Source organism: Mesorhizobium sp. WSM4844 (assembly GCF_055811775.1).
In genome coordinates this window covers 124983-140641 of the sequence record NZ_JBVVQB010000005.1, presented here as the reverse complement: position 1 = coordinate 140641, position 15659 = coordinate 124983, and the positions used below count along the sequence as shown (strand labels likewise).

The window sequence follows — 15659 nt, the reverse complement described above, 5'->3', positions numbered from 1 at the left end:
CTAGTGGTAATTTCCGCTGTGGTTAATAGCGGTAGTGTTCCGGCTTGAACGGTCCCTGCGGGGTCACGCCGATATAGGCGGCCTGTTCGCCGGACAGTTCGGTAAGCCGGGCGCCGAGCTTGTCGAGATGCAGGCGCGCGACCTTTTCATCGAGATGCTTCGGCAGGACATAGACCTGGTTCTGATACTGACCGGGCTTGCTGTACAGCTCGATCTGGGCCAGCACCTGGTTGGTGAAGGACGCCGACATGACGAAGCTCGGGTGGCCGGTGGCGTTGCCGAGATTGAGCAGGCGGCCTTCCGACAAAAGGATCATCCGCTTGCCGTCCGGGAAGGTGATCATGTCGACCTGCGGCTTGATGTTGGTCCACTTCAGATTGCGCAGCGACGCCACCTGGATCTCGTTGTCGAAGTGGCCGATATTGCCGACGATCACCATGTCCTTCATCGCCCGCATATGGTCGATGGTGACGACATCCTTGTTGCCGGTGGTGGTGATGATGATGTCGGCGGTCGGGGCGGCATCTTCGAGGGTGACGACTTCGAAGCCGTCCATTGCCGCCTGCAATGCGCAGATCGGATCGACCTCGGTGACCTTGACGCGGGCGCCGGCGCCCTTGAGCGACGCCGAAGAGCCCTTGCCGACGTCGCCATAGCCGCAGACGACCGCAACCTTGCCGGCCATCATCGTGTCGGTGCCGCGGCGAATGCCGTCGACCAGCGATTCCTTGCAGCCATATTTATTGTCGAATTTCGACTTGGTCACGCTGTCGTTGACGTTGATCGCCGGGAACGGCAGCAGGCCCTTCTTCTGCAACTGATAGAGCCGGTTGACGCCGGTCGTCGTCTCTTCGGTGACGCCGCGGATCGCCTCCTTCTGCTTGGCGAAGAAGCCGGGCGATGCCGCCATCCGCTTCTTGATCTGGGCAAACAGGATTTCTTCCTCCTCGCTGCCTGGATTGGAGAGCACATCCTCGCCGGCTTCGGCGCGCGCGCCGATCAGGATGTACATGGTGGCATCGCCGCCATCGTCGAGGATCATGTTGGAGGTGCCGCCATCGGCCCACTGGAATATCTTGTCGGTGTAGACCCAGTAGTCCTCGAGCGACTCGCCCTTGACCGCGAAGACCGGAATGCCGGCCTCGGCGATGGCCGCGGCCGCATGGTCCTGGGTCGAGAAGATGTTGCAGGAGGCCCAGCGGATCTCGGCGCCGAGCGCCTTCAGCGTTTCGATCAACACCGCCGTCTGGATGGTCATGTGCAGCGAGCCGGTGATGCGCGCGCCCTTGAGCGGCTGCGCCTTGCCAAATTCTTCGCGGCAGGCCATCAGGCCCGGCATTTCGGTTTCGGCGATCTCGATCTCCTTGCGGCCCCAGCCGGCAAGCGAGATGTCGGCGACCACATAGTCATTGCTACCCGTCATGGCAGTGCTCCGATCAAGAATTGTCTTCGGGATGCGCCCGCGCCGGAAGGCGTGTCGAAGGGCGCGAGTTGCCGGCCTGACTAGCAGATCGTCGGTCGGACGACAATGGGATATAAAGAAATCTTTATCCGTGCATGTCCTCAGAGGAGCGCCGGCGCGAAATCGGGTTCAGCCGCGACGCGCTCCAGGCGTCAGGACTCTTCGCCGAAGCGGGAGGCGACCAGTTGCTCCAGCGCGTCGATCACCTGCTCGGCCTCCGGGCCGCTGGCGGTGACGCGGATCGAATAGCCGGGGCTTGCCGCCAGCATCATGAGGCCCATGATCGAGGTGCCACCAACCGTGACGCCGTCCTTCTCGACCTGGACGGAGGCGTCGAAGCCGCTGGCAACCTGAACGAATTTTGCCGAGGCGCGGGCATGCAGGCCACGCTGGTTGACGATTGGAAATTCCCGGACGATGTCACCCTTGTTGGCCGACAGCGCGCTCATTTGCTGCTCAGAAGCTGGCTGGCGACATTGATGTATTTGCGGCCGGCCGCCTGCGCCTCGTCCAGCGCTGCGCTCATATTGTCGCCCTTGCGAATGCTGGACAGCTTGATCAGCATCGGCAGGTTCATGCCAGCAATGACCTCGGTACGACCGGATTCCATCACCGAAATTGCAAGATTGGAAGGCGTGCCGCCGAACATGTCTGTCAAGACGATGACGCCCGCTCCCGTGTCGACACGGGCAACGGCATCGATGATGTCGCTGCGGCGCTGCTCCATATCGTCATCGGCGCCGATCGCGACGGTCTCGAAACTGTCTTGTGGCCCGACGACATGTTCCACGGCATGGCGGAATTCGGCGGCCAGTTGACCGTGCGTTACAAGCACGAGTCCGATCATTCTTTGGTGGCTCCCGTCATCGCCGCTTCACAGGCGTTTCATGCTCGCCGGCCTTTTCAGGCGGCGGGAGCGCTATCTTGTCGACGCGAGGCGCGTTGACAAGCCCAAAATTGCACAGGCGCAGGCCATTTTGACGCATTGCAGCAACAATTCGAAATCGCATCATACGAAAGGCGCAATTGGCAGCTGCGCCATCACGGCCGGCAGGGCCGCCGGAACATTGCGTTCGGCAAGATCAATACGCGGCACCGGACAGCCCGCGATGAACTCGCTGGCATCTTCCTGGAAGCGGTCCATTTCGCTTGCCGGGACCAGCCGGACGCAAAGGTCGATGATGCCGCCGGGCTCGAACGACAATGGCCGCGGGCCGAATCCGGGCACCTCGGCGAGGCCGGCGATGGGAGCGGGCACCCGGCAGACCAGCCGCCCCGCGTGATCGGCCGCGAGGAGCCTGTCGTCACCGATCAGCCGCGAAAACAATCCACGTTGGCGGCAATGATCGATGAGGGCGAACGCCAGCGTCGTCTTGCCCGACCCGGACGGTCCCGTGATGAGGACACCACGCTCGCCGATCAGGATCGCCGTGCCGTGAATGTTCTCAGCCTTCACAGTCGGCTCAGGCATGATTCTTGGCCGGAAACCGGTCGCCACTTTTCGGGATCATGCTTTTTGATTCACGCATGATCTTGTCCGAAAAACCGGTTCCCACTTTTCGGGATCATGCTTTTTGGTTCACGCATGATCTTGTCCGAAAACCGGTTCCCACTTTTCGGGATCATGCGTCAGCCTTCCGCCGGCAGTGTGACGACGAAACGCGCGCCCTTGATCTCGCCGGGTTTGGTGCCCGGGATGTTCTCGGCGGTCAGCGTGCCGCCATGGGCTTCGACGATCTGCCTGCTGATCGACAGGCCAAGACCCGAGTTCTGGCCGAACGCCTCGCCGGCCGGCCGGTCGGTGTAGAAGCGCTCGAAGATGCGGTCGATGTTGTCGGCCCTTATACCGGGACCATTGTCGTCGACGGTGATGATGTTGACCTTGCCGGCGCGCGCCAGCGATATGGCGATGTGGCCGCGCTCCTCAGGAACGAAGGAGCGGGCATTCTCGATCAGGTTGGTGATGACCTGGCCGATCCTCAGATCATGGCCGGCGACGAAATAGCCTTTGACGCCCTGCGGCAGTTTGGCGACCTTGAACTCGATGTCGACCGTCTTCTTGTTGCGCGTGGCCGTGCGCGAAACGTCGACCAGATCGGTGATGAATTTCTTGAGATCCACGGTTCCTGCGTCTTCGCGCGCGAGCTCGGCGTCAAGACGGGAGGCATCGGAAATGTCGGTGATGAGACGGTCCAGCCGCCGGACGTCGTGCTGGATGATCTCCATCAGCCGGGCGCGCGACGCCTCGTTCTTGGCCAGAGGCAGGGTCTCTACCGCGCTGCGCAGCGAGGTCAGCGGGTTCTTCAATTCGTGCGATACGTCGGCCGCGAAACTTTCGATCGCCTCGATGCGGGCGTAGAGCGCATTGGTCATGTCGCGCACGGCGATCGACAGATTGCCGATCTCGTCCTGCCGATCGGAGAAGTCCGGGATTTCCTCGCGATTCTTGACGCCGCGCCGCACCCTGACCGCCGCCGCCGACAGCCGGCGCAGCGGGTTGGCGATGGTCGAAGCAAGCAGCATCGATAGGATGGCGGTGACAAGGGCGGCGATACCGAAGACGCGCAGGATCGCCTTGCGCTCGGCCGCGACGATCTTGTCGATGTCGCCGCCTTCCGTCGACAGCATCAGCACGCCGAGGACGGCGCGGAAGCGCTGGATCGGCACGGCGACCGAAACAATCTGCTCGCCCTGTTCGGAGATCCGCACGATGGTCGACGGGCTGCCGGTAAGCGCCTTGACCACCTCCGGAAATGCAGCGCCGTTGCCGCCCGGCTGCTCATGGTAGACCGGCAGCGCGGTGTTGCGGAAAAAGTCGAAGACGAATTTCTGGATTCGCTCGAGAAGATCGGGCTCTTCCTTGTCGGTCGGCGGCAGATCGTAGCGAAGGATCTGGCCGCGCGAATAGAGGTGGCGCGAATCGAGCAGCAGATTGGCGTCGCGGTCATAGATCCGGGCGCGCGTCCGCGTCGGCGAAATCAAGCGCCTGAGCACCGGCGCGACGCGCTCAGGATTGATCGGAAAGTCCAGATTGTCGAGCTGATCGGAGCCGGGGCCCAGGCTTTCGCCGGCCTGCAGTTCAAGCAGCTTTTCCGGATCGATGCTGATCGAATCGGTCTCGACCGTCGCCGATGCGGCGATCGCGCCGGCGATGATCTCGCCCTGGGTCATCAGGCTCTCGACGCGGGCATCGATGAGCCCGTCGCGAAACGTGTTGAGGTAGAGAATGCCGGTGACCAGGACGGCCAGGCCGGCGAGATTGAGGAAGAGAATGCGCCGCGTCAGGCTGGAAAAGATGTGGTGGCCGAGGAAGCGGCGCATCGGCACCGTGATCCTCGACAAGAATGCGGGCAGAATCCGCGACGGGCGCCGGGCGCCCGTCCGTCTCACTCGCTCTACGTCCACTGCCATCGAATAGCAGCCCCCGCTCAGTCCTGGCTTTTATGCATGTCGGTGTCCCAGAACCGGGACCACTTTCGTGCGACATGCATTAGGTTTTGAGCATGTCGGTGTCCCAAAACCGGCACCGCTTTTGGGCGACATGCATTAAGTTTTGAGCATGTCGGTGTCCCAGAGCCGGGACCACTTTTGGCGACATGCATCAATTCATGCTTCGCGGAACCGATATCCGACTCCGTAAAGGGTTTCGATCATCTCGAAGTCATCATCGACAGCCTTGAACTTCTTGCGAAGCCGCTTGATGTGACTGTCGATGGTGCGGTCATCGACATAGACCTGCTCATCATAGGCCGAATCCATCAGCGCATCACGGCTTTTTACCACACCGGGGCGTTGGGCCAGAGAATGCAGGATCAGGAATTCGGTGACGGTAAGCGTGACCGGCTCGCCTTTCCAGGTGCAGGTGTGGCGCTCCTGGTCCATGACAAGCTGGCCGCGCTCAAGCGAACGGGCCTGCTGGTTGGGCGTCTTGGCCGACGCCTCGCGGGCGCTGGCACGGCGCAGCACGGCGCGAACCCGCTCGACCAGAAGACGCTGCGAGAAGGGTTTGCGGATAAAGTCGTCGGCGCCCATCTTGAGGCCGAAAAGCTCATCGATCTCGTCGTCCTTGGAGGTCAGGAAGATCACCGGCAGGTCGGATTTCTGGCGCATCCGGCGCAGAAGTTCCATGCCGTCCATGCGCGGCATCTTGATGTCGAGGATGGCGAGATTCGGCGGGCGCGCCGCCAGACCTTCCAGCGCCGACGCCCCATCCGTATAGGTTTCGACGCGGTACCCCTCCGATTCGAGGGCGATCGACACCGAAGTCAGAATGTTGCGGTCGTCGTCGACAAGCGCGATTGTTGCCATTTCAAGTGGCTCCCTCATGAGCTGTCCCTTCTTTGGTCGAGAAGGGGCTTTTGCAGGACAAATTAGGTACAAAATGTGGCACAGGCTTCGTCCGCTGTCACGAGCGGCATGCCGGCGGCCACAATTTAACCTCAACATGGATTGGACCGATACAGACCGCCAATCCTTTGGGCACCCGCCTGATTTTTCGCACATATAAACGATTTAAACAACTTTCAAAATATTTAAATCGATTAAATATTTGATATCATTTGGCTTTTCTGGTTCTGACCGTTACAGTCTCCATCGTTGGGGGCTCCGGAAGTTCGCCGGCCAGGATGCTGCAATCGAAGAAGGAACCCCTCATGTCGGAAGCCGGCAAACGCAATCCCGCATGGGCGATCGACCGGATCGGCCTGAAAACCACCGGCGCGGTGCGCTATAATTTCGGCGAGGCCGTCCTTTACGAGGACGCGATCCGCCGCGGCGAGGCCCGGCTTACCGCGCATGGCGCACTGGTCGCCGAGACCGGGCAGCACACCGGCCGCTCGCCCAAGGACAAATTCGTCGTGCGCGACGAGACCACCGGGCCGCATGTCTGGTGGGACAACAACAAGGCGATTTCGCCGGCCCAGTTCGACACGCTGCTCGCCGATTTTCGCGCCCATGCGGCGGACAAGGATCTTTATGTGCAGGACCTGGTCGGCGGCGCCGATGAGGACTTGAAGCTGACGACCCGGGTCGTCACCGAGCTTGCCTGGCACTCCTTGTTCATCCGCAATCTGCTCATTCGCCCGCAAGCCGCCGAGCTCGAGCATTTCGTGCCCGAGTTGACGATCATCGACCTGCCGTCGTTCCGCGCCGATCCCGTCCGCCACGGCAGCCGAACCGGAACGGTGATCGCCGTCGATCTGACGCGCATGATCGTGCTGATCGGCGGCACCTCCTATGCCGGCGAAATGAAAAAATCGGTGTTCACCGTGCTCAACTATCTGTTGCCGGCGAAGGGCGTGATGCCGATGCATTGCTCGGCCAATGAAGGCGCCGGCGGAGACGCGGCGATCTTCTTCGGCCTCTCGGGAACCGGCAAGACGACGCTGTCGGCCGATCCGTCGCGCACGCTGGTCGGCGACGACGAGCACGGCTGGGGTCCGCATGGCATCTTCAACTTCGAAGGCGGCTGCTATGCCAAGACGATAAAGCTCTCGGCCGAAGCCGAGCCGGAGATCTTCGCCACCACCCAGCGCTTCGGCACGGTGCTGGAGAATGTGGTGCTCGACGCCGGCCGCGTGCCGGATTTCAACGACGGCAATCTCACTGAAAACACGCGCTGCGCCTATCCGCTCCACTTCATCCCCAACGCCAGCAAGACAGGCCGCGCCAGTCATCCGAAAAACATCATCATGCTGACCGCCGACGCATTCGGCGTGATGCCGCCGATCGCCCGGCTGACCCCGGCGCAGGCGATGTATCATTTCCTCTCCGGCTACACCGCCAAGGTGGCAGGGACCGAAAAGGGCGTCACCGAACCCGAAGCGACGTTTTCGACCTGTTTCGGCGCACCGTTCATGCCGCGCCATCCGTCGGAATACGGCAATCTGCTTCGCGAGCTGATCGCCCATCACGGTGTCGATTGCTGGCTGGTCAACACCGGCTGGACCGGCGGCGCCTACGGCACCGGCAAGCGAATGCCGATCAAGGCAACGCGGGCGCTGCTCGCCGCGGCGCTCGACGGCTCGCTGAAAGGGACCGATTACCGGACCGACGCCAATTTTGGTTTCGAGGTGCCGGTGGCGGTCGCGGGCGTCGACCGTGCCATTCTCGATCCAAGATCGACATGGGCCGATACCTCAGCCTATGACCTGCAGGCGGCGAGGCTGGTCGGCATGTTCGCCGTCAATTTCGAAAAATTCGAACCGCATGTCGACGCCATCGTGCTCGGCGCCGCGCCGCGCATGCGCGAAGCCGCGGAATAGTCGCCAGCCGGCTACCAGGCCCGGGCCGGGATCGGGATCGGGCAAGGGCCCGACCCGGGGATCGGGAACGCCCGGGCCGGGATCGGGAAGCCCCGACCCGGGGGCCTTTTCTTTTTTCGTTCGCCGCGCCATGACTGCGGCATGAACGCCGACGACAAGATCATCATTGCCGACGATGCGGTGATCCATCCGGATGACCTGCACGAGGACTTCATCCGCTCGTCCGGCCCCGGCGGCCAGAATGTCAACAAGGTGGCGACGGCGGTGCAATTGCGCTTCGATGCGGCGAATGCGCCGGGCCTGTCGGAGCGCGTCCGCGAGCGAACCATAAGGCTGGCCGGCCAGCGCGCCACCAAGGACGGCGTCATCGTCATCGAGGCCGGACGGTTCCGCACGCAAGAGCAGAACCGGGCGGACGCCCGGGCGCGGCTTGCCGAACTGGTTGCCAAGGCCGCCGAACCGCCGCCGCCGCCGCGCAAGAAGACGAGGCCGTCGAAAGGCGCGGTCGAAAGGCGGTTGAAGACCAAGGCTGGGCGCGGCACGATCAAGAGGCTGCGCGGTCGGGTGGACGACGATTGACGCGCGTCCACCCGGACGCACAAGTGCGCGCTCGGGCAGCCACGCATGGTGCTTTTCGAAAAATCGATTCCGAGTTCTGGGCCGATGCGGCAGGCGCGACGTCGATCGCGGTCGAGACCGCTTCCAATTCGAGGTTGCAGGTGGCAAGTTCGGTGTTCGTCACAGCAAGGAGACCGCAGATGGGCATGTTTGATTTCGTCAAGGACGTCGGCAAGAAGCTCGGCTTCGGCGACGATGAGCCGGAGCCGACCGCCGATACGCTGAAGAAGGAACTCGATTCGCACGCGCTCGGCACCGACAATGTGGAAGTCGACGTCAAGGGCGACACGGCTGTGCTGAAAGGCGTGGTCAAGGACCAGTCGATCTTCGAAAAAGCCATCATCGCCGTCGGCAACACGCTCGGCGTGTCCAAGGTGCAGGCGGATGAATTGCAGGTCGCCGCATCCGAGGCCGGCACGTCCGCAGCCCCGGCCAAGCAACCGACCTTCTACACGGTCAAGAAAGGCGACAATCTCTGGAAGATCGCCGAAAAGAGCTATGGCAAGGGCAAAGGTGCGAAGAACACGGTCATTTTCGAGGCCAACAAGCCGATGCTGACCGACCCGGACAAGATCTATCCAGGGCAGGTCCTGCGCATCCCGGATCTCGACCAGGCCTGACCAGATCGGGCCAGATCGGCAACAGCAATCGACAATGGCGGCGGCTTTCGGGTCGCCGTTTTCGTGTGATGGTGGCATTCTGGTCGTTTGCAGACCAACGGATCAAACGACCATGCTCGTTCTGCCCAAAGGCGTCCGCCACATGCCCCTCTATCTGTCCCGCGCCGTGCAGGAAGCGCTGGTCGAGGATGTGAGGCAGGTCGTGCAGGAAGCGCCGCTGTTCGTGCCGGCGATGCCGCGCACCGGCAAGGAGATGAGCGTGCGCATGACCAATTGCGGTTCGCTCGGCTGGGTCACCGACAAGCAGCACGGCTATCGCTACCAGCCGACGCACCCGGTAACCGGAACGCCCTGGCCGCCGATCCCGGACGTGCTGCTGGAGCTGTGGCGCGAGGTGTCTGCCTATCCCCATCCGCCGGAGGCCTGCCTGGTCAATTTCTATTCGCCCGACGCGAAGATGGGCTTTCATCAGGACCGCGACGAGATCGATTTCTCCGCGCCGGTCGTCTCCGTTTCACTGGGCGACGATTGCCTGTTCAGGGTCGGCCAGAGCACGCGCGAAGGCGGCACCAAATCGTTCAGGCTGAAAAGCGGCGACGTCGTCGTGCTTGGCGGCGAAGGCCGCCTGTGTTTCCACGGCGTCGACCGCATCTATCCATCGACCTCGGCACTGCTCAGGAACGGCGGGCGGATCAGTCTGACGCTGCGGCGGGTGACCTATCCTGGCTAATGCTGTCGCGCAAAAGCGGCGGCGCCGGCGCAATGCAGGCATATTGATTACCGGCTGCTCCCGACAAATGCTCTGAATTTGCAATCGAACGATAGCGGGCACTGCCTAAACCCTAAAGCGCCGTCAACCGCTTCGTTACAGCTTCCTGAGCGCCACTTCCTCGACCAGATGATTGGCGCCCTTGCGCAGGATGAGATCGGCGCGGGCTCGCGTCGGCAGGATGTTCTCGCGCAGATTCTTCAGGTTGATGTTGGCCCACAGGCCTTCGGCGATGGCGCGGGCCGCTGCGTGCGAAAGCTGCGAATAGCGGTGGAAGAAAGAGTCCGGATCGCGGAAGGCGGTCTCGCGCAGCCGCATGAAGCGGGCGATGTACCATTGATGGATCAGCTCCTCTTCGGCATCGATATAGATGGCGAAGTCGAAGAAATCCGACAGGAAAGGCACGATCTTGCCGTCCTTTGGCAGCTTGCCCGGCTGCAGGACGTTGATGCCTTCGAAGATCAATATGTCCGGCCGGTCGATGGTCTGGAACGCGCCGGGAACGACGTCGTAGGTCAGGTGCGAATAGACTGGCGCGCGGACATTGCGCTGCCCCGATTTGATGCCCGACAGGAAACGCAGCAGGGCGCCGACATCGTAGCTGTCGGGAAAGCCCTTGCGCTCCATCAAATTGTTGCGGCGCAGGATTTCGTTGGGAAGCAGGAAGCCGTCGGTGGTGATCAGATCGACCTTGGGGCTCGATGGCCAGCGCGCCAGCAATTCCTTGAGGACGCGCGCCGTGGTTGATTTGCCGACCGCGACGGAGCCGGCAATGCCGATGATGAAGGGCGTCTTGACGACATCCACCGCGTTGAAGAAGGCCTGGCGCTGCCTGAACAGCAGTTGGCTGGCCTCGACATGGGCCGACAACAGCCGAGATAGCGAAAGATAGATGCGCTTGACCTCTTCGAGGTCGACCGGATCGTTGAGCGAACGCAGGCGACGAATCTCGTCCTCGCCGAGCGTCATCGGCGTATCGGCGCGGAACTGCGACCATTCTTCCGCCGAGAAAAAACGGAAGGGCGAATATTTCTCGGTGGGGGCGAGCTGGTCCATCGAATTTCCTGCCCTCCGCAGCGATCAGCCCCGGTCCTGCCGAGACGCCTTTTCGGCGATGCCCGAACGACCGGTGCGGCGCTCGAGTTCGGTCAGGACATCGGCAAGCGGAACGCCGGCGACACCCAGAACGACGAGCCAATGATAGATGAGATCGGCGCTTTCCGAAACGAGGGCTTGCCTGTCACCGCCAACGGCCGCGATCACCGTTTCGACCGCCTCTTCGCCGAGCTTCTGCGCCGCCTTGTCGATGCCGCGCGCGAACAGCTTTGCCGTCCACGAATCCGGATCGCCGGAATGCGCGCGTTCCCTGATGATTGTCTCCAGATCGGAGAGCGAAAACTCAGCCATGGCGCCATCTATCTGCTTGTTTAAGCATGATCTTTTCCGAAACCGGTTCCCCCTTTTTGGCTGGCGCGGACCTTCGGTTCGGGATCATGCTTTAGAGCCGATCCCCTGACGAGTCCAGTCGCATCGGCAGGCCGGCTCGGGCCATGTGCGACTTGGCTTCGGCAATGCTGTACGTGCCAAAATGGAAAATCGATGCCGCCAGCACCGCGCCGGCATGGCCGTCGCGAATGCCCTCGACCAGATGATCGAGCGTGCCGACGCCGCCGGAGGCGATGACCGGCGCACGCACCGCGTCGGCGACCGCGCGGGTGAGCGCGATGTCGTAGCCGGCCTTGGTGCCGTCGCGGTCCATCGACGTCAGCAGGATCTCGCCGGCGCCGCGAGCGACCATCTGCCGAGCGAATTCGACCGCGTCGATGCCGGTCTTCTCGCGGCCGCCATGGGTGAAAATCTCCCAGCGGTCGGCCTCGCCTTCGCCTGACACTATCTTGGCATCGATGGCGACGACGATGCACTGGTTGCCGAACTTGTCGGCCGCCTCGGCGATGAAATCGGGATTCCTCACTGCCGCCGTGTTGATCGACACTTTGTCGGCGCCGGCCAAAAGCAGCTTTCTTATGTCGGCGACCTGGCGCACGCCGCCGCCGACGGTCAGCGGCATGAAGCATTGCTCGGCGGTGCGGGCGACGATGTCGAAGATGGTCTCGCGATTTTCGGACGAGGCGGTGATGTCGAGGAAGCAGAGCTCGTCGGCGCCGGCGGCATCATAGGCCTTGGCCGCTTCGACCGGATCGCCGGCATCGATCAGGTCGACGAAATTGACGCCTTTGACGACGCGGCCGTTCTTGACGTCGAGACAGGGGATGACGCGGGCTTTCAGCATCAGATCCTCGCATGCGCGGCAAGAAAATCGCCAAGCAATTGCCCGACGACAGGCGGAACCTCGCCTTTGGCGTCAAAGGCAGGATCATAGGCGGACAGGGTGATGCCGACGATTGGGATCGACTTGGCCAGCCCGCAAACCAGTTGCCGCAGCTGCTCCGGATTTGGACCTCCCGGCAGCGCATAGCGGTTCACTTGCAGCACATCCGGATCGTGAACATCCAGATCAAGATGCAAATGCACTTGGGCCGCGCCGGCCGCCTTGAGCTTTCCGACATTGTCGAGTGCATCGGTCCACTGGGCGCGAATGATCGGCAACGTCTCGAGAAGCCGCCTTTCATCTGGATCGAGGTCGCGCGCGTCGACCAGCATGCACCGCGACGGGTCGATCGCCTGGAAGCCGGGAATCGCTGACGTCATCGGCCGCCAGCAGAGCCCCAGCGTCGTCGCCAGCGCCATGCCGTCGAGAAAGCCGTAGGCGGACGTCTCGGGCGTATTGAGATCGCCATGCTGATCGATCCAGATGATCGAATCAGCGGCGTCGCCAGCCACCGCACCGGCGGCGGTCAGGCAATTTCCGGCGAGCACGATGGGAAAACGCTCATCGTCGCGCGCCATGTCGACCTTGGTGGCGACTGCCCGACAAACCGCGAAACCTGTCGCGATTTCGCGTCTCTGGGCATCGCCGACCTCGCCGATGTCCTCGACGATGACATCATGGCCGCGCAGGGCAAGTTCGTCGACAAGGCCGCCGGCAATGATGGCGTCGGGGCCCTGGCCAAAGCCGGCATGGTAAAGGCCGCTGTCATAGGGTGCGAGGATGATCGAGAGTTTCATCGCGCCCTCGCCTTCTCCGGTCCGGCCGCCAGGATCGCCAATGCCTCGGCCGGGTCGATACGTCCGTCATAAAGCGCACGCCCTGAGATGGCGCCTTCGAGCTTTTGCGCATCGGGCATCGTCATGCGCACGATGTCGGCGATCGAGGCCAGCCCGCCGGAGGCGATGACCGGGATGGACACGGCGTCGGCAAGATCGATGGTGGCGTCCCAGTTGATGCCGGTCAGCACACCGTCGCGGTCGATGTCGGTGTAGACGATGGCGGCAACGCCGGCGCCCTCGAACTTCTTCGCCAGTTCGATGACGCCGAGACTAGAGGCCTCAGCCCAGCCCTCGACCGCCACCTTGCCGCCCTTGGCGTCGATGCCGACGGCGATCTTGCCCGGGAATGCCTTGCAGGCCTGCCTGACCAGATCCGGATCGCGCACCGCCACCGTGCCGAGAATGATGCGGGCCAGGCCGCGATCGAGCCAGTCCTCGACCTGCGCCAGGGTGCGGATGCCGCCGCCGAGCTGCACCGGGTTTTTCGTTGCCTTGAGAATGGCGCCGACCGCCGCGCCGTTGACGCTCTGGCCCTTGAAGGCGCCGTTGAGGTCGACGACATGCAGCCATTCAAAGCCTTGTTGCTCGAAAGCCCTGGCCTGCGCGGCCGGGTCGTCATTGTAAATCGTCGCGGTCGCCATATCGCCGTGCTTCAGGCGCACGCACTTGCCGTCCTTGAGGTCGATGGCCGGGAACAGGATCACCGTTCAGGCGCCTTCAACAATGACGAAGTGACCGGTCGAGGCGGCAAGCCTGTACTTCAATGCCTCCCGGTATTCAGGCGATTCGTAGCATTCTATCGCCTTGTCGTAGGATTCGAACTCGACCAGGACGTGGCGGTTGCCTGTCGGCCCTTCCGGGTTCGCATAACGCCCCGCCCGCACGGGAAACTTCGCGCCATATTTCGCAAAAGCCGCCGCGTTCGCCTCGATATACTGCTTGTAGCCCTCGGGATCGCGGACATCGACCATCGCCATCCAGTAGCCTTTCTTGCTCATTTCTTAGGGCCTCCAGCGCAGGAAATTGGTGATCAGCGCCAGGCCAAGCGCCTGGCTCTTTTCGGGATGAAACTGCGTGCCGGCGAGATTGTCGCTGGTAACAGCAGCGGTAACCGGACCACCATAGTCGGCAATCGCCAGCACCTCGTCCGGCTTCTGCGCGTCGAGATGGTAGGAATGAACGAAATAGGCGTGCAGCCCCTTGCTGCCTGTCGGAATGCCGGAAAACAGCGGATGCTTGCGCGTGAGCTCGATCGTGTTCCAGCCGATCTGCGGGATTTTTAGCGCAGGATCGGCCGGGGTGATCTCCTTGACATCGCCGGCGATCCAGCCAAAGCCTTTTGTGACAGTCTTTTCCAGGCCCCGCTCCGACATCAGCTGCATGCCGACGCAGATGCCGAGGAACGGCCGCCGCTTGACGATCGCGACCTCCTCGACCGCTTCCCACATGCCGGCCACGGCGCGCAGCCCGGCCGCGCAATCGGCATAGGCGCCGACGCCGGGCAGGACGATGCGGTCGGCGGTTCTGACACGCTCGGCATCGGCGGTCAGGTCGATGGCGGCGGCGATGCCGGCCTCGTGCGCGGCGCGCTCGAAGGCCTTGGTGGCCGAGCGCAAATTGCCCGAGCCATAATCGATGATCGCGACCCGCATGTCAGGGTCTTCCCGGCGTGTGCGTCAGTCCGAGCACCAAGCCTGTGTGTGCCGGCCGGGCATGGGCAGCGTCCGGAACGATGCGCGGCACCGGCGCTGGCTCATCCGCACGCGCTTCGGCTTCCAGCACATAGCGCGTATCGGCATCGTCGAGCCTGTCGGCCTCGATGACGCCCCATTCGTGCCAGCCACGACGGCGCAGTGCGGCGATCCGCAAGGCCTGCCCTTCCAGCCCGACATAGAGCGATACCAGCAGCGACAGCAGCGGGCCGGCCAGCCCAAGGCTCAGCCCTTCGGCAAGCATCGAAAGCAGAGCCATGGCGACAAACGCCAGTGCTGCCTCGATCCACAACCGGTGCCAGAGCAGCCACAGCGGCGGCACGAGGAAGCCAAGCCAGGAAAACCCATCACGGACAAAGGCCGTTGTGTCAGGCTTTTCGCCGCGGCCCGGCGGTTCCATCACGACATAGACGGCCATGGCCTATCCCTTCAGAGATCCCTTGGTGGAAGGAACCGCGTCAGGCTGGCGCGGGTCGCTTTCAAGCGCGAAACGCAGCGCACGCGCCACCGCCTTGAAGCAGGTCTCGGCGATGTGGTGATTGTTGGCGCCGTAATGGTTGGTGACATGCAGCGTGATGCCGGCATTTTGCGCCAGGGCCTGGAAGAATTCGCGCACCAGTTCGGTGTCGAACGTGCCGATCTTCGGCGACGAGAACACAACGTTCCAGACAAGGAAAGGACGGCCGGAAACGTCGATCGCCGCGCGCGTCAGCGTCTCGTCCATGGCGAGATCGATCGAGGCATAGCGCATGATGCCGCGCCGCTCGCCCAGTGCCTTGGCCAGCGCCTGACCGAGCGCGATGCCAGTGTCCTCGACCGTGTGGTGGTCGTCTATGTGGAGGTCGCCCTTGGCCTTGACCGTCATGTCGATCAGCGAATGGCGCGACAGCTGGTCCAGCATGTGGTCGAAGAAGCCGACGCCCGTCGAAATATCGGATTTTCCCGAGCCGTCGACCTGGACCGATACGGAGATGTCGGTTTCCCTGGTCTTGCGGCTTGCGTTGGCGGAACGGGGCGGCATGCTCATCCTTGTCCAGAGTTCAGGCG

The 15659-nt window shown here is 62.7% G+C and carries 19 protein-coding genes; 4 read left to right on the top strand and 15 right to left on the bottom strand.

The features are described from left to right. Positions 1-22 precede the first annotated feature (22 nt). The 6 genes from ahcY to AC0L2A_RS06855 all read right to left on the bottom strand — a co-directional run bounded on the left by ahcY (position 23) and on the right by AC0L2A_RS06855 (position 5770). Positions 23-1423 carry an adenosylhomocysteinase gene (gene ahcY / locus AC0L2A_RS06880; protein ID WP_128168861.1) on the bottom strand — a complete coding sequence of 467 codons (1401 nt, stop codon included), beginning with the start codon at positions 1421-1423 and terminating at the stop codon, positions 23-25. Positions 1424-1614: 191 nt separating this feature from the next. Continuing rightward, positions 1615-1911, bottom strand: coding sequence for an HPr family phosphocarrier protein (locus AC0L2A_RS06875; RefSeq protein WP_023796904.1), 297 nt, complete (start codon positions 1909-1911; stop codon positions 1615-1617). Further along, on the bottom strand, positions 1908-2309 hold the full coding sequence (locus AC0L2A_RS06870; RefSeq protein WP_027152037.1) for a PTS sugar transporter subunit IIA: 402 nt from the start codon (positions 2307-2309) through the stop codon (positions 1908-1910). The genes AC0L2A_RS06875 and AC0L2A_RS06870 overlap by 4 nt, the downstream gene beginning before the upstream one ends. Before the next feature lie 162 nt (positions 2310-2471). Continuing rightward, a complete protein-coding gene (locus AC0L2A_RS06865) occupies positions 2472-2933 on the bottom strand; it encodes an HPr kinase/phosphorylase (protein ID WP_473608054.1) in 462 nt (153 codons plus the stop codon). 158 nt (positions 2934-3091) lie between these two features. Continuing rightward, positions 3092-4873, bottom strand: a complete 1782-nt coding sequence (locus AC0L2A_RS06860; protein WP_023796908.1) for a sensor histidine kinase — start codon at positions 4871-4873, stop codon at positions 3092-3094. Positions 4874-5068: 195 nt separating this feature from the next. Continuing rightward, positions 5069-5770 (bottom strand): response regulator transcription factor, encoded by a 702-nt coding sequence (locus AC0L2A_RS06855; RefSeq protein ID WP_023796909.1) that lies wholly within the window; start codon positions 5768-5770, stop codon positions 5069-5071. Positions 5771-6114: 344 nt separating this feature from the next. On the opposite strand from AC0L2A_RS06855, the gene AC0L2A_RS06850 reads away from it, so the two are divergent. From AC0L2A_RS06850 to AC0L2A_RS06835, 4 genes are all read left to right on the top strand, one after another. Then, complete coding sequence (locus AC0L2A_RS06850) at positions 6115-7725, top strand: phosphoenolpyruvate carboxykinase (RefSeq protein WP_473608053.1); 1611 nt, start codon at positions 6115-6117, stop codon at positions 7723-7725. A 141-nt stretch (positions 7726-7866) separates the two neighbouring features. Beyond that, entirely contained in the window at positions 7867-8304 is a 438-nt protein-coding gene (arfB, locus tag AC0L2A_RS06845) for an alternative ribosome rescue aminoacyl-tRNA hydrolase ArfB (RefSeq protein WP_473608052.1), read from the top strand. Between the two features lie 179 nt (positions 8305-8483). Next, on the top strand, positions 8484-8963 hold the full coding sequence (gene lysM / locus AC0L2A_RS06840; protein WP_473608050.1) for a peptidoglycan-binding protein LysM: 480 nt from the start codon (positions 8484-8486) through the stop codon (positions 8961-8963). 112 nt (positions 8964-9075) lie between these two features. Beyond that, a complete protein-coding gene (locus AC0L2A_RS06835) occupies positions 9076-9693 on the top strand; it encodes an alpha-ketoglutarate-dependent dioxygenase AlkB (protein WP_473608049.1) in 618 nt (205 codons plus the stop codon). Between the two features lie 135 nt (positions 9694-9828). Here the strand turns inward: AC0L2A_RS06835 and coaA are convergent, their stop codons facing one another. The 9 genes from coaA to hisB all read right to left on the bottom strand — a co-directional run bounded on the left by coaA (position 9829) and on the right by hisB (position 15633). Then, complete coding sequence (gene coaA / locus AC0L2A_RS06830) at positions 9829-10788, bottom strand: type I pantothenate kinase (RefSeq protein ID WP_473514545.1); 960 nt, start codon at positions 10786-10788, stop codon at positions 9829-9831. 24 nt (positions 10789-10812) lie between these two features. Further along, on the bottom strand, positions 10813-11139 hold the full coding sequence (locus AC0L2A_RS06825) for a phosphoribosyl-ATP diphosphatase (RefSeq protein ID WP_023796915.1): 327 nt from the start codon (positions 11137-11139) through the stop codon (positions 10813-10815). A 91-nt stretch (positions 11140-11230) separates the two neighbouring features. After that, complete coding sequence (hisF, locus tag AC0L2A_RS06820) at positions 11231-12022, bottom strand: imidazole glycerol phosphate synthase subunit HisF (protein WP_473608048.1); 792 nt, start codon at positions 12020-12022, stop codon at positions 11231-11233. Continuing rightward, on the bottom strand, positions 12022-12858 hold the full coding sequence (locus AC0L2A_RS06815; protein ID WP_473492736.1) for an arginase family protein: 837 nt from the start codon (positions 12856-12858) through the stop codon (positions 12022-12024). Before AC0L2A_RS06815 ends, hisF begins: the two co-directional genes overlap by 1 nt. Further along, positions 12855-13604 carry a 1-(5-phosphoribosyl)-5-[(5-phosphoribosylamino)methylideneamino]imidazole-4-carboxamide isomerase gene (hisA, locus tag AC0L2A_RS06810; protein WP_473507870.1) on the bottom strand — a complete coding sequence of 250 codons (750 nt, stop codon included), beginning with the start codon at positions 13602-13604 and terminating at the stop codon, positions 12855-12857. Before hisA ends, AC0L2A_RS06815 begins: the two co-directional genes overlap by 4 nt. A 3-nt stretch (positions 13605-13607) precedes the next feature. Next, on the bottom strand, positions 13608-13898 hold the full coding sequence (locus tag AC0L2A_RS06805; protein WP_023796919.1) for a DUF1330 domain-containing protein: 291 nt from the start codon (positions 13896-13898) through the stop codon (positions 13608-13610). 3 nt (positions 13899-13901) lie between these two features. Next, a complete protein-coding gene (gene hisH / locus AC0L2A_RS06800; protein WP_473492737.1) occupies positions 13902-14552 on the bottom strand; it encodes an imidazole glycerol phosphate synthase subunit HisH in 651 nt (216 codons plus the stop codon). Between the two features lies 1 nt (position 14553). Further along, positions 14554-15030 carry a DUF2628 domain-containing protein gene (locus tag AC0L2A_RS06795; protein WP_473608047.1) on the bottom strand — a complete coding sequence of 159 codons (477 nt, stop codon included), beginning with the start codon at positions 15028-15030 and terminating at the stop codon, positions 14554-14556. 3 nt (positions 15031-15033) lie between these two features. Continuing rightward, on the bottom strand, positions 15034-15633 hold the full coding sequence (hisB, locus tag AC0L2A_RS06790; RefSeq protein ID WP_091592962.1) for an imidazoleglycerol-phosphate dehydratase HisB: 600 nt from the start codon (positions 15631-15633) through the stop codon (positions 15034-15036). Positions 15634-15659 lie beyond the last annotated feature (26 nt).